This is a genomic window from Pseudogemmatithrix spongiicola (genome assembly GCF_030623445.1).
Classification (GTDB): Bacteria; Gemmatimonadota; Gemmatimonadetes; order Gemmatimonadales; family Gemmatimonadaceae; genus Pseudogemmatithrix; species Pseudogemmatithrix spongiicola.
This window is the reverse complement of record NZ_CP130613.1, coordinates 2880948-2898549: the sequence shown is the minus strand read 5'-3', so window position 1 is coordinate 2898549 and position 17602 is coordinate 2880948. Positions and strand designations below refer to the sequence as shown.

The window sequence follows — 17602 nt, the reverse complement described above, 5'->3', positions numbered from 1 at the left end:
GTGAGATGTGAGATGTAAGGGGCGGATGCGGCGTGGGAGGATGCCACTTCCGTCTCGTGCGTCTCGCTGCTTAGTAACTGACCCGGGCGCGCCCCATGCGACTGACCACCACCGTCTCGGCGCGCGCGCCGATGCGCACGACGATGGTGGAGTTCGCGATGCCGACGCCGAGTCCGTTGGCGCCGAAGGTGACGGTGTCGCGCGTGGCGTGGAGCTGCACGTAGTGCATGGCGCGCAGCGCGCGGATGAGCAACGTGTCGCCACCCGACTCGACGCGGATGGTGCCGGCGGGACGGTCGACGATGAGGCGGGCGACGTGGCCGCGCCGGATCGCCGCGACGCGTGTGAGGGCGACGGCGCCGCTCACCTCGTGCGCCGCTTGGCGCAGGCGCAGGCCGTCGAGCAGGTACTTGCCGCGCGGCAGGGCGACGCCGGCGGCGAGCGCCACGAAAGTGCAGACGACGACGAGTTCGACGAGGGAGAAAGCGCGGCGCATGGCAGCATAGCTGCGTAGATTGCAGGCACGCTGCGGCATCATCGCCCTGCCGCCACTACCGGATCATCGCGGAGGCCTCCGTGGCACGCATTCGCCGTCTCTCGTTCGCGCTGCTCGCTGCCCTCGCGCTCGGCGCCTGCTATCAGGACCCCGAGGAGCGCATCGCCGAGCAACAGCTGATGCAGGACATGACGGACGCCGTGAATTCGCTCGGCATGCAGGTGGCGGAGATGCAGGCGACGGTGGATTCACTCCGCACGATCATCGCGAAGCACGACACGGCGGTGTATCGCATGGCGAACGTCACGGGCGTGCCCTACCAGCGATAGCCGTTGCCCGTCCGCTGGATCGACATCGCCCTCTGCGTGGGCTGCAACTACCAGCCCCGGGCCGCGGCGTTGGCGGCGACGCTGCGCGAGGCGTATCCTCAGGCGACCGTGACGCTCACGCCGACGGGCGGTGGGAGGTTCGAGCTCAGCGTGGACGGTCGGCTGCTGTTCTCCAAGCACGAACTCGGGCGGCACCTGCAGCCCGGGGAAGCGCTCACTCTCCTCCAACGGCTCACTCCCGACTGATGCGCATCGCAATCTCCACCGGCGGCGGCGACGCCCCCGGACTCAATGCCGTCATCCGCGCGGCCACGCTCTCGGCGCTCGAGCGCGGCTGGAGCGTCATGGGCATCAAACGCGGCTACGCCGGCCTGCTCGGCGAGGACGAGGTCATCCCGCTCACGCGCGAGTCGGTGCGCGGCATCGGCCACCTCGGCGGCACGATCCTGCGGACCACGAATCGCGGCAATCCCTTCAGCTTCCCCGTGCAGCAGGCGGATGGGTCGTGGCGGGAGATCGACCGTTCCGACGAGATCCTCGAGAACGCGCGCAACCTCGGCATCGAAGCGCTGATCTCGATCGGCGGCGACGGCTCGCTGGCCATCGCGCAGCGGCTGGTCGACAAGGGCATGCGCATCGTCGGCGTACCGAAGACGATCGACAACGATGTCGCGGGTACGGTGACGACCTTCGGCTTCGACACGGCGGTGGCGACGGCGATCGAGGCGATCGACAAGCTGCAGACGACGGCGGAGTCGCATGACCGCGTGCTGGTGCTCGAGGTGATGGGGCGCGAGGCGGGGTTCATCGCGCTGCATTCCGGTGTGGCGGGATCGGCGGACGTGGTGCTGATCCCCGAGATCGCGTGGAAGCTCGAACACGTGTGCGAGGCGGTGATGGAGCGCGACCGTCGCGGGCGGAAGTTCGCGATCGTCGTGGTCGCCGAGGGGGCGAAGGACGAGGGTGGGCATGTGTCGCTGATCGGCGACTCGCTGCCGGGACAGGCGCCGCGCATCGGCGGAGTCGCGCACAATCTCGCGAAGGCGATCCAGGCGAAGACGGGCAAGGAGTGCCGCGCGATGGTGCTGGGGCACCTGCAGCGCGGCGGGATGCCGACGGGGTATGACCGGTTGCTGGCGACGCGGTTTGGCGGCGCGGCGGCGCAGGCGGTGGCGGACGGGAAGTGGGGCCACATGGTGGCCCTGCAGACGCCGCATATCGTGACGGTGCCGATCCGCGAGGCAATCCGGGAGCCGCGGCGCGTGGATCCGTCGCATGACATCGTGCAAACGGCGCGGCGGACCGGCATCAGCTTCGGCGACCGCTGAGTGTCCAGAGGGGCGGAAATGAACGTCCGTGGACGAGACGGGTAGAATTCCCTTCCAGACCGACGATATTGCCCTCATGCTGCGATCCCTTTTCCTGCTGGCCGCCGTGGCGGCGCTTCCGGCCATGGCCGGTGCGCAGGGGACGGCGCGGCCGCAGGTGCCGGTGGTGCCGACGCACCTGATGCCGCCGGCGGGGAAGTGCCGCATCTGGATGGATGGGGTCTCGCCGGCGCAGCAGCCCGCGCCCACCGACTGCCAGACCGCGCTGCGACAGAAGCCGGCGAACGGCACGGTGATCTTCGGGCCCTCGGAGCGGGAACTCGAGACCAAGGGGTTCCGCAGCAATCCGCGGCCGACGCGGCGTGACACGACCTCGCGCGCGGCGCTGCCCGCGCGAGGGCGGAATACGCCGCCGCGCACGCCGCCGGACACGACCAAGCCGCCGGCCGAGCGCCGTCCGGAGCCCACGTCGTAAACGCGCCGTTGCCACAGCGCCCGGTCCGCGACGCGTATCTGCCGCCGGACCGCGAGGCGTTTCTCCGCGCCGGCGGTCCGCGCGGCCGGATCATCGTCATCGCGCCGACGCGCGCTGCCTGCGAGACCATCGAACTCGCGTTCGGCCTCGACATCGAAACCGTGCTGTGGAAGTCGCGCGGCGAGGAACTCTCGCGCATCACCGCGGAGCTCGCCGAGAGTGAAGCGCGGCCGCGACAGGGCTTTGGCATCGTCGCGGGGACGGGTACGGGCAAGACGCTCTCGGTGAAGCCGATCGCCAAGCTGCTGCTGGGCACCGACGAGCTGCGCGTGGGTGTGGTGAACCGCGAGCGCGAGGCGACGCCCGAGACGCCGACATGGAACGTGGTGATCGTGACCACGGGCATCGCGCGGCGCTGGTTCCAGGACGGCGATATCCGGCCGCACGACACGTTGGTCGTGGATGAGATCCACCAAACCAGTGCGGAGTTGGAACTCTGCCTCGCGCTGGGCAAGCGGACGGGATGCCGCTTCATCTGGCTCTCGGCGACGGTGGATCCGTCGTTCTACAAGCGCTACCTGAATGCGGCGGCCGTGGTGGAGTCGAGCGCCTTCGACCCGCAGAAGGCCGCACGCGTCGAGGTGGAGCGCAAGAAGCCGACGAGCTTCCTCGACGACCGCTTCATCACGCGGGCGATCAAGGAGCGGCGCGGCATCGGCGTGTTCCTGCCGACGCGCGCCGCGGTCGAGGAAGTCGCGACGGATGTCGGGGCGCGCTATCCGCGGATGCAGGTGGCGTTCTACCACGGCGGCGAGCCGATCCGCGTGATCCGGCCGTTCCTGGAAGGCGAGGTGGAGAAGCCCTTCCTGCTGGCGATGACGGCCGCGGGCCAGAGCGCGCTGAACGTGCAGGGCCTCGACACGGTGATCATCGACGACACGCGCTTTGCGAACGTCGTCGAGCAGGGTCGCAACGTGCTGACGCGGCTGCACCTCGGCGCCAACGAGATCCTGCAGATGGCGGGACGCGTGCATGGGCGGGTCGCCGGCGGCCGCGTGTTCATCCTGAGCGACCGCGACATCCGTTTCGATCGCCTTATGCCGACGGCGCCGGATTTCCAGCTGGCGGGTGACTCGGAGCGCGTGGCGCTGACCTGCGCGGCGCTGGGCGTGCGTGCGGACGAGCTCGACCTGCCGGTGCCGCTCGACAAGCAGAGCTACCGCAACTCGCTGGAGTTCCTGGCGCGGCGCGGCATCATCGAGAACGGGCGCCTGACGGAGTACGGCAAGGCGGTCGAAGCGCTGCCCGTGGACCGCTCGTGGGCCGAGCTGCTCGTGCACTGCAGCGACACGCTGCTGCCGTACGTGGCGGTGATGGCCAGCGTCGAGTCGCTGCACCGGATGACGCGCGAAGATCGGGATCTCGCGGGGCTCATCGTGCCGGGCAGCGATCACCTGACGACGTACAACGTGTACGCCGAGGCCTTCGCCAAGTGCGGGTACCTCGGCGAGGTGTACGGACTGCCGCGGCAGCTGTTCGATGCGAGCATCGAACGCTGGGCGGAGGGCCGCGGGGTGCTCGTGAAGGCCGTGGAAGACGCGGCCCTCGCGCTGGCGAGCATCTATCGCTCCGTGCGCTTGCCGTTGCCGGAGCGCATGCCGATGGCGACACAGGCGATCGAGAAGGAGTGGGTCGAGCTGTTGGCGCGCATCATGCCGTTCTCGCTGGTGATCGACGAGCAGACGGTGAACGGCGACGAGGCGCGGGTGTCCAAGACGAGCGTCTGCGGCAGTTGGGGGCCGGTCGCGGGCACGCTGCGGTACTTCGCCGACAAGTTCGGTGTGGCGCGGGCGGGGATCGAGGGCACGCAGCTCGGACGCGACCTGATCCGCAAGTACGCGACGGGGCACTCGCCGCAGTTGGTGTACGATCCGCAGCAGCGGGATCGCCCGTTTGCGCTGGAGCGGCGGCTGGAGTACTTCGGCTTCGAGTTGGAGCGGGAGCGCGAAGCGATCGCGGATTTCCCGCCGGGCAAGGAAGCCGAGGCGCGACGCGTGCTCGCCGAGGCCTTGGCACGCGGCGAGGCCCGGCATGCGAGCATGCCGCAGAACCAGCCGCGCATTGCAGAGGTGCGGGAGGCGTGGCGCCGCAGCGGTGGCGCGATGCCGCGCATCTCGCAGGCGGAGCTTGCGGCCTGGTATGAGCGGCAGCTGGCTGGCGTGAACTCGATGGCGGAGTTTCGCGCGGCGAAGCTGGTGTTCGATCCGGATGAGTGGATTCCGGCGGCGGAGCGCGGGCGGCTGATGCGCCTGCCGTCGCACGTGACGATCCGCGACCGCGAGGTCTCGCTGCACTACGAAGTGGAAGAGACGCCGGAAGGGCCGCGCGGCGTGGCGCGGCTGCACATTCCGGAGAAGCTGGCGCGCACGATGGTGGCAGAAGAGTTGCCGGTGTTGGATCGGCCGCTGCGCTTCGCCGTGGGGCGTGGGCAGCGCGGGACGATCAAGGCCGATTCGCTCGAGGCGGCGCAGGAGGAGTTGGCGCGGCCGTGGATGCGCGGCGAGGCCGAGCGTCGGCCGCAGCGGCGCGATGGGCGACGCGATGACCGACGAGACGAGCGGCGTGGGCCTCGGCCGCCGTATCCGAAGGGTGGGCGGCGGAAGCGATAACTGCTTTCACCACGAAGGCACGCAGCAAAAGAAGGAAATGCAACGACCTCGCCACGGAGCAACCGTGTCTCGAAGGTGAGGAGTTATGCCGTGGCGGGCCTCGGGGCCTGCCACGGCTGCTTCGTTTTGAGGATCGTGTTGCAGACGACGATGAGCTTGCGGCTGCAGGCGGTGAGCGCCTGCTTCGCCGTCTTGCCGCGCGCGCGCAGCCGCGCGTAGAAGGCCTTGAGCGCGGGATTGTGGTGCGCCGCCGTGAGCGCGGCCATGTAGAGCACGCGGCGGACGTCGGCGCGACCGCCGCGGATGTGCCGCCGGCCGTGCCAGGCGCCACTGTCCTGCGCGAGCGGCGCGACGCCGACCAGGGCGGCGATCTCGCGGCGCGAGAGCGTCCCGAGCTCGGGCAGGAACGCGAGCAGCGTCGCGACCGTCACGGGGCCGATCCCGGGGACGCTGCGCAGCAGCGCGGCCGTCTCGCGCCACTGCGGGTGCGCGGCGATGTGGGCCTGGAGCTGCCGGTCGAGGTCGCGCCCCTTCGCCTCGAGGAACGCGATCGTCTCCTCGATGTCGGCGACGACGGGCGAGTCGGGGAAGAGCCGCTGCTGGTCGAGGCGCAGCCGCTCGGCGACGAGCATCTCGTCGAGCTGGCGCCGGCGGGCGACGAGCTGCATCAGGGTGCGGTGCGCGGCGTCGGGGAGCGTGACGGCCTGCACGGGCCGCTCGGCCGCGAAGCGCGCGAGCATCCGCGCGTCGAGCACGTCGGTCTTCGCGAACTGCCCGTGCGAGCGCGCGTACTCGCGCACGCGCGCCGGCGCGACGAGGCTCACCGGCAGGGCCTGCGCGCCGAGGGCCATCAGCACGGGGAGCTCGTAGCCGCCGGTGGGCTCGAGCACGACGTGCGCAGGCCGCAGCGCCGCGAGGCGCCGCGCGAGCGCGCGCAACTCCTTGGCGCTCGTGCCCGTCGTCCACGTCTCGCCGCTCGGATGGAGCGCGACCACGACGGTCGCCTTCGCCACATCGATGCCGACAAACATCCGGACCTCCGCGTGGGGATCGCCGCCGGCACCGGCCTTCCGCATGCGGGCTCCACGTCGGGCGTGGGCACCACCCAACCGTCCGGGCTCTCGGCAATCGTGATGGGTGGGCGCGGCCCCTGCTCCGTGGCGGTCTTCACGAACCGAGGCACGACCGGGCTCGCCCCGCACCCTTGTCCCACGAACATACCGTCGAATCGACATAGAAGGCACAGAGTCACGGAGGTCGCACGGAGAACCGCAAGAAACCCTAGGGGGTCCGCTCCGATGCTTCGGTGCGGACCCCCATGCATTTGCTTCTTGCAGTGCTCTGTGAAGACCTCTGTGCCTCTGTGTCTCTGTGGCAAAGCGGTTCAAAATCCTTCGTGTGCTTCGTGCCTTCGTGGTGAGCGCCGTTCTGGGTGCAGACTAGTACTCTCGGTACGGAACCGCGGTACTAGAGATTCCAATTATTGCACTTTCACAAGCCAGTCCAACTCTCTGTCCAGTTTATAAGTTCTTATACAACAACGATTTATAAGATATTTCCTAAGTTCTATTGGATTAGGACTAGTTGGTCCTAAGTTTACCGCCGTGACCCAGAAGCGCATGCAAATCCTCGATGCCGCGGCGGAACTGATCGCCGAGAAGGGCTTCGTGCAGACGTCAGTGGATGACGTCATCGCGCGAGCCGGCCTCAGCGGCAAGTCGCACTTCTACCACTACTTCAAGTCCAAGGAGTCGCTTGGCCACGAAGTACTGGCGCGGCAGTTCGACGTCCTCGCGGAGCGGGGCCTCGCCATCCTGCGTGAACCGACGCTCGACCCGATTGAACGCCTCCACGTGTTCATCGATTCGGTCGTCGCGTTGCAGGCCGAGCGCGGGGGGCGCTCGGCGTCCCCGTTCGGCGCCCTGGCGACCGAGATGGCGGCGATGGACGAGGGCTTCCGTGTGCGGATCGCGCGCGTGTTCCGCTCGTGGACGGACGAGATCGCGGGCCTCTTGGGCCAGGTCAAGGATCGGTTGGAGGATGACGCGGACCCGATGCGTCTGGCGCGGTTCATCGTCGCGACCCTCGAGGGCGCGACGACGATGGCGCGGATGAAGCGGGACGTGAGCCTGATGCACGGCGTGGCGACGGACCTCAAGCGGTTCGTGGCCGGCCACGTGAAGAAGACGACCGCAGCGTAGATCGCACAGTTCCGGAGGGAACGATGGCGTCGATGGCAGCAGGGTATGGCATCTTCGGGATGGATGATCGGGCCGCGGAGCGCGAGCGCGCCGATCGGCGTGCGCGCTTCGACGCGGAGGCGATGGCGCAGCTCGACGCGCTGTATTCCTTCGCGCTCAAGCTGACGCGCGTGCGCGACGAGGCCGAAGACCTCGTCTCCGACACGCTGCTCCGCGCGTTCCAACGCTGGGAGCAGTACCGGCTCGGCACCAACATCCGCGCGTGGCTGTTCACCATCCTCTACCACGCGTTCGTGAGCCGCAAGCGTCGCATCGACGCGCGCGAGGTGCAGCCGCTCGAGGACGAAGATGGCCGCGAGGTGTTCGAGGCGGTCGGCGACGTCGATCCGGAAGGCACGTTCTACGATTCATTCATCGACCAGGAAATCGTCGATGCCATCCACGGCCTGCCGGAGGAGTATCGTGCGGCGGTGGTGATGAGCGACTTGCACGGCCTGCGCTACGGCGAGATCGCCCAGGCGCTCGGCGTCCCGGAAGGAACGATCAAGAGCCGCCTGTTCCGCGGCCGGCGCCTGCTGCAGGAGAAGCTCCGCGGCTACGCGACCGAGATGGGCTACATCAAGGCGTAACGGTCAATAGCCGTGCGACCTCACGGCACCGCCTTCTGGCGGTGCCGTTTTGCTTTCGCGCGGTTGCCGCAGGTCTTCATGTCGCACCAGCGCCGCGTGCCGCTCTTGGTGTCGTCGGCGAAGTGGCGCGGGCACCGGCGGTCGGCGCAGCCGCGGATCTTGCCGAGTTCGCCGCGGACGAGTGAGTCGACGGCGCTCTCGACGACGGGAATCACCAGGCCGCCGAAGGCATCGCCCACGGGCACGAAGCTGCGCACATAGCCGCCGTCGGGCATCGCGTCGACGCGTCGCGTGCCGACGGAACGCCCCAAGACCCGGTTGATCTCCTCGACGACGTGCGCGCGCTGCACGGCGCCGCGGGCGTCACGGCCCTGCTCGGCGAGCTGCCGGAGCAGCGTACGGATACGCTGTGCCTCGACGAGCGCGGCGGCGGCACCGCTGGGTTGCTCGACCGCGCGACGTCGCAGGGTCGCGGCGCGTTCGGCGTCGATGACCTGCGCGGCCGCGAGCCAGTCGACGAATGCCGAGAACGTCGCCAGCAGGTCCACACGCTGGCCGAGTCGGGCGTCGGCGGTGTTGACGAAATCGAGCCAAAGCCGACCGGCGATGAAGACCGGAGCAGGGGCGGGAGTGCGTGCAGGCACAGGGCGAAGATACTCGCTGCCGCCTAGATTCGGGCGGTATGACGACTGTTCGCGTAGCGGTGGGCTCGGGCAATCCCGTGAAGCTGGCGGCGGCTGCGGCCGTGCTCCGGGCGTACTTCCCCGAGGCGGAGGTCGCGCCGCAGGTGGTGGCGAGCGGTGTGCCGGACCAACCGTTCGGAGACGACGAGACGATTGCCGGCGCGCGCGAGCGGGCGCGTCGGGCGCGCGAGGCGACGGATGCCGACCTCGGTGTGGGGCTCGAGGGCGGCGTGGTGGACGGCCCGGACGGCATGCGCACCTGCGCGTGGTGTGTCGTGGTGCACCGTGACGGACGCGAGGGCGTGGGCGGCTCGCTGGCGATGCCGTTGCCGGACGGCGTCGCCGCCTTGATCCGCGATGGCGAGGAGCTGGGGCACGCGATGGACCGCTTCGCGAACGAGCGCGGCACCAAGCACGGCAAGGGCGCCGTGGGGATCCTCACGGCGGGCCGCATCGACCGGCAGGCCGCGTACGAGGTCCTCGTGACGTACGCGATGGCGCCGTTCGTGACGCCATCGCTGTTTGCGCGCTGACCCTCAGTCCTTCATCGGCCGCAGCACAAGCACCGGTCGCTTCGCGCCACGGATGAGCTTGTCGGCCACCGAGCCGACGATGAGGCGGCTGAACCCGCGCCCCTGCGTGGCGAGGGCAAGGATGTCGGGGTCGGTTTCTTCGACGTGGGCGAGCAGCGCCTTCACCGGCGAGAGCTCGACGCGCACCGTGGCCTCGGCCTTGAGTCCGCTCTCGGCGAGCCCCTTCACGACTTTGTCGATGGCCTCCTTCGCGGCCGCCGCTTCGGCGTCGATGCCGTAGGGATCGGGGCGCTCGCTGGTCAGGATGCTCGCGACGTCGTTCGGGATGAACGGCGCGACCATGCGCACCACGTCCACCTCGGCGCCGAAGAGCAGGGCCAGGTCGCGCGCGGCGGGGATGATGCCGTCGGCGCGGGCACTGCCGTCGAGGGCCATCGCGATGCGCTTCGGCACGAAGGGCTTGCCGCCGTGTGCGTCGTTCTCGGGGAGCGCGAGCACGGCGCGATGCGTGTGACGGATCACGGCATCGCAGACCGAGCCGAGCCAGCCGGGCGCGAAGCCGCCGGCGCCGTGCGTGGTCATCACGATCAAGCCGGCATTGACGCGGTCGGCGGCCTCGGTGATGCAGGCACCGGGCGTGCCGTCCTCGATGTGCGCTTCGACGGGCACGCCCCAGTCCTTCGCGAGATTGTGGGCGCGCTCGTTGAGGTACTGCACCGCGCGATTGCGGAGCGCGTCGTCGGCGGCGAGCATGTCCTGCGTGAACACCCCCTCGGCGGTTGCGCCGACGATCGCGAGCGGGACGTGGGCGCGGACGAGGTGGACGGTACCGCCGGCGCGGCGGGCGATGTCCATGGCGATCGGCAGGGCGCGTTCGGCCAGCGCCGAGCCGTCGAGTGGCACCAAGATCGTGCGGAGCATGGAGGCCTCCGGTCCAGAGGGGGGGAACACTACAGGCCCCGACCGCGGGGCGCTGCCGTATGCTACCATTCTACACCGGCGAACGGGCGTAGGACCTTCCCCGAACCTCTGTCAGCGAAATCGTGACGACACATGTGCCGCTTCCGTTCCGTGTCCAGCAGCGCGTGCGCTGGAGTGACTGCGACCCGCTGGGCATCATCTGGTACGGCTCGTATCTCAAGTACTTCGAGGCGGCCGAGCACGACATGATGCGGGCGAGCGGCCTGCCGTTCGAGACGTTGCGGCTGGAGCGTGGCGTGCAGATCCCGCGCAAGGCGTTCCAGGTGGAGTTCCATTCGCCGGCGCAGATGGACGAGTTGCTCGACGTGGAGTGCGGCGTGGCGAAGATCGGGCAGACGTCGCTGACGTTCCGGTTCGAGGCCTACCGTGCCAGCGATCGCGCCCATCGCGCGAGTGCGACCCTGACGGTGGTCAGCGTGGTGAAGGAGACGATGCAGAAGCGGCCGATTCCCGACTGGATGCGGGAGGCACTGCATCCCTTCGTGATCAAGTGACGCGCGCGCGCGCTTCCATGCTGCGGGAGACGCGCCGCTGCAGGCGCTGCAGCCCGTCGTAGGCGGCGTACTTGAAGGCGTCGCTGAGCGTCGGGTAGTTGAACACCGCGTCGATGAAGTAGTCGAGCGTCGCGTTGAAGTGGATCGCCGCGGCGGGGACGTGGATGAGCTCGCAGGCCCCTTCGCCGACGACGCTGGCGCCGATGACGAGTCGGTCGTCGACCGTGAAGACCAACTTCACGAACCCTTCGGTGTCGCCGATGATCAGGCCGCGGGGATTCGTGCGGAATGACGCCTTGCCGATCTCGACGGCGATGCCCTTGGCGCGGGCTTCGTCCTCGCCCATGCCGACCGTGGCGATCTCGGGCACCGTCCACACGCCGTAGGGGAGCACGGCGCCCATCTGCATCTTGTACTTGAGGTCGAAGGCGTGGCACATCGCGACGCGGGCCTGTTCCATGGCCGTGCTCGCGAGGGCGGGAAAGCCGACGATGTCGCCGGCGGCGAAGATGTGCGCCGTGGTGCTGCGGAAGGTGGAATCGACCTGCACGAACCCCCGCGCGTTGGTCTTCACGCCGGTGTTATCGAGCTGCAGTCCCTCGCTGTTGCCCTCGCGGCCGGCGCAGTAGAGCACGCAGTCCGCGGCGAGGGCGCGGCCGTCGGAGAGCGTGACCGTGGCGAGGTCGCCCTCGACCGTGACCGCGCTGACATTCGTATCGAGCACGACCTGCACGCCCATGCGGCGCGTGAGCTCCACGCGCAGCGCGTCGGAGAGGTCCGCGTCGAGCTGCATGAGCAGGCGCTCGCGCGAGTTGATGAGCGTGACGCGCACGCCGAGGGCACCGAAGATCGAGGCGTACTCGCAGCCGATGACGCCGCCGCCGATGACGATGAGCCGCTGCGGGATCTGCGTGAGCGAAAGCACGTCGTCGGAATCCACGACGATGCGGCCGTCGAAGGGAATCTCCGGCGGGTGCGCGGGCCGCGAGCCCGTCGCGAGGAGGAAGACGTCGGCGCGGATGCGGCGTTGCGGCTGCTGGTAGCGCGCAACCTCTACGGTGTAGGGATCCACGAAGTGCGCCGCGCCCTGGATGCGGGTGACCTTGTGGCGGTCGAGGTTGGCGTCGATGGTCTCCCACGCGGCCTCCACCACGGCGCGCTCGCGGTGCATGAAGTCGCCGATCGTGATGTCGCTCTTCACGCGGTAATCCACGCCGTAGAGCCCGCGTTGGCGGAGGCCGCTGAGGTAGAGGGCGGTCTCGCGGAGGGTCTTGGAGGGGATGGTCCCGGTGTTGACCGCGGCACCGCCGGGCTTCGGCGCGCGTTCAATGAGGCAGACGGACTTGCCGAAGTAGGCCGCCTGCGCGGCGCCCTTCTCGCCGGCGGGTCCGCTCCCGATCACGCACAAGTCGTAGTGCTCGGCCATGGGCGCCAAGGTACGGCGCGGCGGCCGGTCGCGCGAGCTTTTCCGCCCCCCGGGAGGGGGGTGCCACCGCTAGATTTCCCGTATGGCTTCCGAGTCCACGTACGTCCGCAAGGGCTTCGGCCTGAAGGCCGAGGTCCAGAACACCCTGACCGCCGATTACGACGGCAAGCTGGTCGACCTGCTGCTGGCCCGTGAGTACACGCTCACGGCCGGGGATGTCACCATCCGCCTCGCCAAGGAGTTCGGCTTTTGCTACGGCGTGGAGCGGGCCGTCGAGTACGCGTACCAGACGCGGCTCAAGTTCCCGGACAAGAAGATCTACCTCGCCGGCGAGATCATCCACAACCCGCACGTGAACGCGAAGCTGAAGGAAATGGGCATCGTGTTCCTGAAGCCCAGCGACAAGGGCTTCGACTACACGGGCGTCGAGCCGGGCGACGTGGTGATCCTGCCGGCCTTCGGCGTGACCATCCACGACTTCGAGACGCTGCGCGCGATCGGCTGCGTCATGGTCGACACGACCTGCGGCTCGGTGCTCAACGTCTGGAAGCGCGTGGATGCTTACGCGAAGGACGGCTTCACCTCGCTGATCCACGGCAAGTACTACCACGAGGAGACGCGGGCGACGGCGTCGCAGGTGGAGAAGTACGCCGGGGGCACGTACATCGTGGTGCGCAACATGGCGGAGGCCGAGGACGTGATGGCGTACATCGCCGGCACGTTCCCGGGCGGCCGCGAGGCGTTCCTGGCCAAGTACGCGCATGCGGCGAGCCCTGGCTTCGATCCCGACGTGCACTTGAAGCGGATCGGCGTGGCGAACCAGACGACCATGCTGGCGCGCGAGTCGCTGGCGATCGGCGAGGCCGTGGGCCAGACGATGGAGCGTGTGCACGGCGCCGAGTATCGCGCGCAGAACTTCCGCACCTTCGACACCATCTGCTCCGCCACGCAGGACCGGCAGGACGCCGTGAACGCGCTGCTCACGGAGCCGCTGGACGTGATGCTGGTGATCGGCGGCTACAACTCCTCGAACACGATCTCGCTCGCCGCGCTCTGTGCGGAGAAGGTGCGCACGTATCACGTCGAGGACGCGAACTGCATCGACCCCGAGCAGGGGACGATCCGCCACCGCGATCTCGCGACGGGCAAGGAAGTGTCGGAGAGCGGCTGGCTGCCGGCGTCCGGTCCGCTCCGCGTCGGGCTCACGGCCGGCGCGAGCACGCCGAACAACAAGATCGGCGAGGCCGTGACGCGCGTGCTGCAGACGCGCGGCGTGGATCCGGCTAGCGTCGCCTGAGCGTGGCCACCGCGCTCGCCGCTGCCGAGCCGGGATTCGTCGCCCTCGAAGGGGGCGACTCGCGCATCGAGGTCGTGCCGACGCTCGGTGGCCGCGTGCGGTCGCTGGACCTGTTCGATCACGAGTGGTTGCTGCCCACCACCTCGGCGACGCTGCCACGCCTCAACCAGGCACCCATCGCGTCGGCGGGCTGGGATGAGTGCGCGCCGAGTGCCGGGGGCGGACACGTGCCCGAGTGGGTGAAGGGCGTCGGCGGACGCCCGCTGCCCGTCGGTGGCGAGGCGCGCGCGCAGGTGCCCGAGACGACGCTGAGCACGGACCCCGATGGCCACAAGCTGAGCTGCACCTGGCGCGGCGAGCGCATGCCGTGGGCGCTCACGCGCACCTTGTTGGTGCGGCCCGACGGCGCCGTCGAGGCGCGGTACGAAGCGCACACGACGGGCAAGGATCGGCTGCCGTTCCTCTGGAGCGCGTTCCTCACGTTTCCACTGACCAAGCTCACGCGGCTGCGCCTCCCGGACGGCGGGCGCTTTCGCGTGGCGTCGGTGGAGGGCGCAAAGCTGCGCGGCGACGTCATGGAAGGCGACGGCAAGTGGCCACGCCTGGTCCTCGATGACAAGTCGCGCGACCTCAGCATGCCGTGGAGCATTCCCCGCAAGGCGCAGCTGGGCGCGTGGCTGGAACTCGGGGCAGGACGCTCGATGATCCAGATCTGGGAAGACGACAAGCGGCTGACGCTGAGCTTCGACGGGGCGGGGGTGCCCTACTGCGGGGTGTTCATCGACCGCAGCGGGCTGCAGCACGCCCGGAAGGTGCGGCTGCAGAAGATCGGCAGCCCGACGCTGTGCTTGGCGCCGGCGCTCGGGGCTCCGGACAACTACAAGGACGCGCTCGGTGAATGGCAGAGCATGACATGGCTGGTGCCCGGGGAGCCGCGGCGCTGGAGCGTGACGATCCGCGGAGGTACGGCGTGAACGCGTTGGAGACGTTGCTCGAAGGTTTGGTGGACTACGCCGGGCTGTTTCCCCCGGCGGCGTTGCCGATGGACGACGCGGTGCGCAACTACGCGGCGTATCGGGTAGGTGAGCGGCGCGGGATGCTCGCGCGCTTCGTGCTGCCTGTCGCGCGGCTCGACGAGTTCGTGCGCGCGGCGTCGCGGATCGACCGCGGCGGCGATATCGGTCCGTGGCCGCTGTCGGTGCTCGCGGGTCCCATCGACGCTTCAGTGGTCGCCGCCTTCAATCGCGAGCACGGTGCGCGCTGGGTGATCGACAGCATCGAGGCGAAGGCCACGACAGTCGGCGAGGTGAACGCCGTCGCGGCGGCGTACGGCGGGCTGATCGTCTACGTGGAGATTCCCGTCGATGCCGACCCGGCCGAGCTCGTGCACGCCATCGGCGCCGCCCACCTGCGGGCGAAGATCCGAACCGGCGGCGTGACGCCCGAGGCATTCCCGGCGCCGGCCGCGGTGCTGCGGTTCCTCGCCGAATGCGTCCAGCGCCAGGTGCCGTTCAAGGCGACCGCGGGGCTGCACCATCCGCTGCGCGGAGAGTATCCGTTGACCTACGCCCCCGACGCCGAACGCGGGACGATGTACGGATTCCTCAACGTGTTCCTCGCGGCGACGCTGCTGCACGCGGGCACCGAACCCGCGTCGCTCGTCGAGCTGCTCGAGGAACGCGACCCGGCGGCGATCGTCGCGGACGCGCACGGGATCTCGTGGCGCGGCCTGCACGCCAGCGCCGCGCAGGTTGCCCAGGCGCGCTCGCGGTTTGCGGGATCGTTCGGATCCTGCTCTTTTGAAGAGCCGGTGCAGGACCTCGCCGCGCTCCGGCTTCTCCCCCCACGCCTATGACGCACGACCCGACGATCGATCCCAACCTGCGCAGTTGGGTGGAAGCGGCCAACGCGGGCGGTACCGACTTCCCGATCCAGAACTTGCCGCTCGGCTGCTTCATCGTGGTGGACGGCCAGGCAGCGCGCAGCGGAGTGGCAATCGGCGACCGCGTCCTCGACCTGCGCGCCGCGCGGGACGCAGGGCTGTTCGACGGACTGCGGACCGATGTGCTCGAGGCGCTGGATGCGGAGTCGCTCACGCCGCTGTTCGCGACGGGGCGCACGGGCCTCGCCGCCCTCCGTCGGCGTGTGAGCGAGCTGCTGGCTTCGAGCTTCGCGCAGCAAGGCCGCGTGGCGGACGTGCTCGTCCCGATGGCGGCGGTGCGGATGACGATGCCGGCCGAGGTCGGGGACTACACGGACTTCTACGCGAGCATCGATCACGCGACGAACGTGGGCTCGATGTTCCGGCCGGACAATCCGCTGCTGCCGAACTACAAGCACGTGCCGATCGGCTACCATGGCCGGGCGAGTTCGCTGGTGGTGAGCGGCACGGCGGTGAAGCGGCCGCATGGACAGACGAGCGCGAAGCCCGAGGGTCCCCCGAGCTGGGGCGCGAGCGCGCGGCTGGACTACGAACTCGAGGTCGGGGCCTTCATCGCCGGCGGCAACGCGCTGGGCCACGCGATTCCGCTCGGCGAGGCCGAGCAGCATCTCGCGGGGCTGGTGTTGGTGAACGATTGGTCGGCGCGTGACGTGCAGACGTGGGAGTACCAACCGCTGGGACCGTTCCTCGCGAAGAACTTCGCGACGACGCTGAGCCCGTGGGTGGTGACGCTGGATGCCTTGGCGCCGTTCCGCGTGCCCGCCCGGACACGCGAGGCGACGGATCCGGCGCCGCTGCCCTACCTGCTCGACGCCGCGAACGAGCGCGCCGGCGGCTTCGGCATCACGCTCGAGGTCTGGCTGCAGACGGCGAAGATGCGGGAGGCGGGTGATGCACCGGTGCGCCTCTCGCAGGGCGACTTCACGCGCATGTATTGGACGATGGCGCAGATGCTCGCGCACCACGCGAGCAACGGCTGCAACATGCGCCCGGGCGACCTGTTCGCGAGCGGCACGGTGAGCGGTCCGACCAAGGACTCGCGCGGCTGCCTGCTCGAACTCACCTGGCGCGGCACGGAGCCGCTGGCGCTGCCCAACGGCGAGACGCGGACCTTCCTCGCCGATGGGGACGAGGTGATCATGCGCGGGTGGTGCGAGCGGCCGGGTGCCGTACGCATCGGGTTCGGCGAATGTCGAGGCGTGGTGCTGCCGGCGGTCTGACCTCAGCGGAGGCGACGGTGATGCGGGGAATCGGTGTGGTGGTGTCGACGATGCTGCTGGCGAGCGCGCTCGGTGCGCAGGGCGGCACGGACATCTGGGTGGGCGAGCTGCGCGGCAGCGGTTCGGCCCTCTCGCTGGGCGACCTTCGCAACGTGACGCGGCGTGCCGGTTACGACAACCAGCCGCAGTTCGCGCCGGACGGCCGCTCGCTGCTGTTCACGCGCATCGAGGCGGACGGGCGAGCGGACTCGTGGCGCGTCACGGTCGATGGCCGCGTGGTCTCGCAGCTGACGCGGACGGCGGTCGAGCAGGAGTACTCCCCGACGCCGATGCCGGACGGCAACGGCTTCAGCGCGATCGTCGTCGAGGCTGATTCCACGCAGCGTCTCTGGGCATACGATTGGAACGGGGTGCCGCAGCGACCGATCGTGCCGGCGCTCAGGCCCGTGGGCTACCACGTGTGGGTGGGGCTTGGCAACATCGGCGCCTTCGTGCTCAGCCAGCCGACGCCACGCGATGCGAATGCGCTGGTGCTGATGAATCCGCAAACCGAGCGCGTGGACACGCTGGCCCGCGGCATCGGGCGCGCCTTTGCGCGCGTGCCCGGGCGCGAGGCGTTCACGTTCGTGCACTTCCACGGCGATACTGCGGTGCTGGGTGAGGTGGACGTGCGCACGCGCGGGGTGCGGCGCGTGGTCGTGCTGCCGCGGGGCGCGGAGTACCACGTGTGGTTGTCGGACGGGAGTGCGCTGATCAGCGGCAACGGCGTGCTGTATCGCTGGGCCGAGGGGCGCTTGGAGACCTTCGTGGATCTGCGCTCGCGCGGGATTCGCGATGTGTCGCGGCTCGCGCTGAGCGCGGACGGGACACATCTGGCGATCGTCGGGGCGGATCAATAG

19 protein-coding genes are annotated in these 17602 nt (G+C 69.5%); 14 read left to right on the top strand and 5 right to left on the bottom strand.

Annotation, left to right across the window (positions count from 1 at the left end; genetic code table 11):
- Positions 1 to 70 precede the first annotated feature (70 nt).
- Positions 71 to 496: a pilus assembly FimT family protein gene (locus tag Strain318_RS13280; protein WP_367886180.1), complete on the bottom strand. Its 426-nt coding sequence runs from the start codon at positions 494 to 496 to the stop codon at positions 71 to 73.
- Between the two features lie 80 nt (positions 497 to 576).
- On the opposite strand from Strain318_RS13280, the gene Strain318_RS13275 reads away from it, so the two are divergent.
- From Strain318_RS13275 to Strain318_RS13255, 5 genes are all read left to right on the top strand, one after another.
- Positions 577 to 825, top strand: coding sequence for a hypothetical protein (locus Strain318_RS13275; protein ID WP_367886179.1), 249 nt, complete (start codon positions 577 to 579; stop codon positions 823 to 825).
- Positions 826 to 828: 3 nt separating this feature from the next.
- Positions 829 to 1071 (top strand): Rdx family protein, encoded by a 243-nt coding sequence (locus tag Strain318_RS13270; RefSeq protein WP_437436305.1) that lies wholly within the window; start codon positions 829 to 831, stop codon positions 1069 to 1071.
- Positions 1071 to 2153, top strand: coding sequence for a 6-phosphofructokinase (locus tag Strain318_RS13265; protein ID WP_367886178.1), 1083 nt, complete (start codon positions 1071 to 1073; stop codon positions 2151 to 2153). Before Strain318_RS13270 ends, Strain318_RS13265 begins: the two co-directional genes overlap by 1 nt.
- Before the next feature lie 76 nt (positions 2154 to 2229).
- Positions 2230 to 2628 carry a hypothetical protein gene (locus tag Strain318_RS13260; protein ID WP_367886177.1) on the top strand — a complete coding sequence of 133 codons (399 nt, stop codon included), beginning with the start codon at positions 2230 to 2232 and terminating at the stop codon, positions 2626 to 2628.
- 8 nt (positions 2629 to 2636) lie between these two features.
- Positions 2637 to 5297 (top strand): DEAD/DEAH box helicase, encoded by a 2661-nt coding sequence (locus tag Strain318_RS13255; RefSeq protein ID WP_367886176.1) that lies wholly within the window; start codon positions 2637 to 2639, stop codon positions 5295 to 5297.
- An 83-nt stretch (positions 5298 to 5380) separates the two neighbouring features.
- On the opposite strand, the gene Strain318_RS13250 is transcribed toward Strain318_RS13255, so the two are convergent.
- Positions 5381 to 6373, bottom strand: coding sequence for an IS110 family RNA-guided transposase (locus tag Strain318_RS13250; RefSeq protein WP_437436304.1), 993 nt, complete (start codon positions 6371 to 6373; stop codon positions 5381 to 5383).
- Between the two features lie 528 nt (positions 6374 to 6901).
- On the opposite strand from Strain318_RS13250, the gene Strain318_RS13245 reads away from it, so the two are divergent.
- Positions 6902 to 7498 (top strand): TetR/AcrR family transcriptional regulator, encoded by a 597-nt coding sequence (locus tag Strain318_RS13245; RefSeq protein WP_367886175.1) that lies wholly within the window; start codon positions 6902 to 6904, stop codon positions 7496 to 7498.
- A gap of 23 nt (positions 7499 to 7521) precedes the next feature.
- On the top strand, positions 7522 to 8127 hold the full coding sequence (locus Strain318_RS13240) for a sigma-70 family RNA polymerase sigma factor (protein WP_367886174.1): 606 nt from the start codon (positions 7522 to 7524) through the stop codon (positions 8125 to 8127).
- Between the two features lie 20 nt (positions 8128 to 8147).
- On the opposite strand, the gene Strain318_RS13235 is transcribed toward Strain318_RS13240, so the two are convergent.
- Positions 8148 to 8771, bottom strand: a complete 624-nt coding sequence (locus tag Strain318_RS13235) for a CGNR zinc finger domain-containing protein (RefSeq protein ID WP_367886173.1) — start codon at positions 8769 to 8771, stop codon at positions 8148 to 8150.
- A gap of 38 nt (positions 8772 to 8809) precedes the next feature.
- Between Strain318_RS13235 and yjjX the strand changes: the two genes are divergently transcribed.
- Positions 8810 to 9343, top strand: coding sequence for an inosine/xanthosine triphosphatase (yjjX, locus tag Strain318_RS13230; protein WP_367886172.1), 534 nt, complete (start codon positions 8810 to 8812; stop codon positions 9341 to 9343).
- A 3-nt stretch (positions 9344 to 9346) separates the two neighbouring features.
- Here the strand turns inward: yjjX and Strain318_RS13225 are convergent, their stop codons facing one another.
- A complete protein-coding gene (locus Strain318_RS13225; RefSeq protein ID WP_367886171.1) occupies positions 9347 to 10264 on the bottom strand; it encodes a universal stress protein in 918 nt (305 codons plus the stop codon).
- A 134-nt stretch (positions 10265 to 10398) separates the two neighbouring features.
- Between Strain318_RS13225 and Strain318_RS13220 the strand changes: the two genes are divergently transcribed.
- A complete protein-coding gene (locus Strain318_RS13220) occupies positions 10399 to 10818 on the top strand; it encodes an acyl-CoA thioesterase (RefSeq protein WP_367886170.1) in 420 nt (139 codons plus the stop codon).
- Here the strand turns inward: Strain318_RS13220 and sthA are convergent.
- Positions 10811 to 12244 (bottom strand): Si-specific NAD(P)(+) transhydrogenase, encoded by a 1434-nt coding sequence (gene sthA / locus Strain318_RS13215; RefSeq protein WP_367886169.1) that lies wholly within the window; start codon positions 12242 to 12244, stop codon positions 10811 to 10813. The two genes, Strain318_RS13220 and sthA, sit on opposite strands and share 8 nt — an antisense overlap.
- A gap of 82 nt (positions 12245 to 12326) precedes the next feature.
- On the opposite strand from sthA, the gene Strain318_RS13210 reads away from it, so the two are divergent.
- The 5 genes from Strain318_RS13210 to Strain318_RS13190 are packed head-to-tail and all read left to right on the top strand — an operon-like array spanning position 12327 to position 17602.
- Positions 12327 to 13541, top strand: coding sequence for a 4-hydroxy-3-methylbut-2-enyl diphosphate reductase (locus Strain318_RS13210; RefSeq protein WP_367886168.1), 1215 nt, complete (start codon positions 12327 to 12329; stop codon positions 13539 to 13541).
- Between the two features lie 2 nt (positions 13542 to 13543).
- Positions 13544 to 14515, top strand: coding sequence for a hypothetical protein (locus Strain318_RS13205; protein ID WP_367886167.1), 972 nt, complete (start codon positions 13544 to 13546; stop codon positions 14513 to 14515).
- A complete protein-coding gene (locus Strain318_RS13200) occupies positions 14455 to 15396 on the top strand; it encodes a hypothetical protein (protein WP_367886166.1) in 942 nt (313 codons plus the stop codon). The genes Strain318_RS13205 and Strain318_RS13200 overlap by 61 nt, the downstream gene beginning before the upstream one ends.
- A complete protein-coding gene (gene fahA / locus Strain318_RS13195; protein WP_367886165.1) occupies positions 15393 to 16703 on the top strand; it encodes a fumarylacetoacetase in 1311 nt (436 codons plus the stop codon). The genes Strain318_RS13200 and fahA overlap by 4 nt, the downstream gene beginning before the upstream one ends.
- A 20-nt stretch (positions 16704 to 16723) precedes the next feature.
- Positions 16724 to 17602 (top strand): TolB family protein, encoded by an 879-nt coding sequence (locus Strain318_RS13190; protein WP_367886164.1) that lies wholly within the window; start codon positions 16724 to 16726, stop codon positions 17600 to 17602.

Bases quoted from the DNA above. Each gene is read 5' to 3' on its own strand.
- Strain318_RS13280 (WP_367886180.1), bottom strand. From the start codon at position 496: ATGCGCCGCGCTTTCTCCCTCGTCGAACTCGTCGTCGTCTGCACTTTC.
- Strain318_RS13265 (WP_367886178.1), top strand. From the start codon at position 1,071: ATGCGCATCGCAATCTCCACCGGCGGCGGCGACGCCCCCGGACTCAAT.
- Strain318_RS13260 (WP_367886177.1), top strand. From the start codon at position 2,230: ATGCTGCGATCCCTTTTCCTGCTGGCCGCCGTGGCGGCGCTTCCGGCC.
- Strain318_RS13250 (WP_437436304.1), bottom strand. From the start codon at position 6,373: ATGCGGAAGGCCGGTGCCGGCGGCGATCCCCACGCGGAGGTCCGGATG.
- Strain318_RS13240 (WP_367886174.1), top strand. From the start codon at position 7,522: ATGGCGTCGATGGCAGCAGGGTATGGCATCTTCGGGATGGATGATCGG.
- yjjX (WP_367886172.1), top strand. From the start codon at position 8,810: ATGACGACTGTTCGCGTAGCGGTGGGCTCGGGCAATCCCGTGAAGCTG.
- Strain318_RS13225 (WP_367886171.1), bottom strand. From the start codon at position 10,264: ATGCTCCGCACGATCTTGGTGCCACTCGACGGCTCGGCGCTGGCCGAA.
- sthA (WP_367886169.1), bottom strand. From the start codon at position 12,244: ATGGCCGAGCACTACGACTTGTGCGTGATCGGGAGCGGACCCGCCGGC.
- Strain318_RS13210 (WP_367886168.1), top strand. From the start codon at position 12,327: ATGGCTTCCGAGTCCACGTACGTCCGCAAGGGCTTCGGCCTGAAGGCC.
- Strain318_RS13200 (WP_367886166.1), top strand. From the start codon at position 14,455: ATGGCTGGTGCCCGGGGAGCCGCGGCGCTGGAGCGTGACGATCCGCGG.
- fahA (WP_367886165.1), top strand. From the start codon at position 15,393: ATGACGCACGACCCGACGATCGATCCCAACCTGCGCAGTTGGGTGGAA.
- Strain318_RS13190 (WP_367886164.1), top strand. From the start codon at position 16,724: ATGCGGGGAATCGGTGTGGTGGTGTCGACGATGCTGCTGGCGAGCGCG.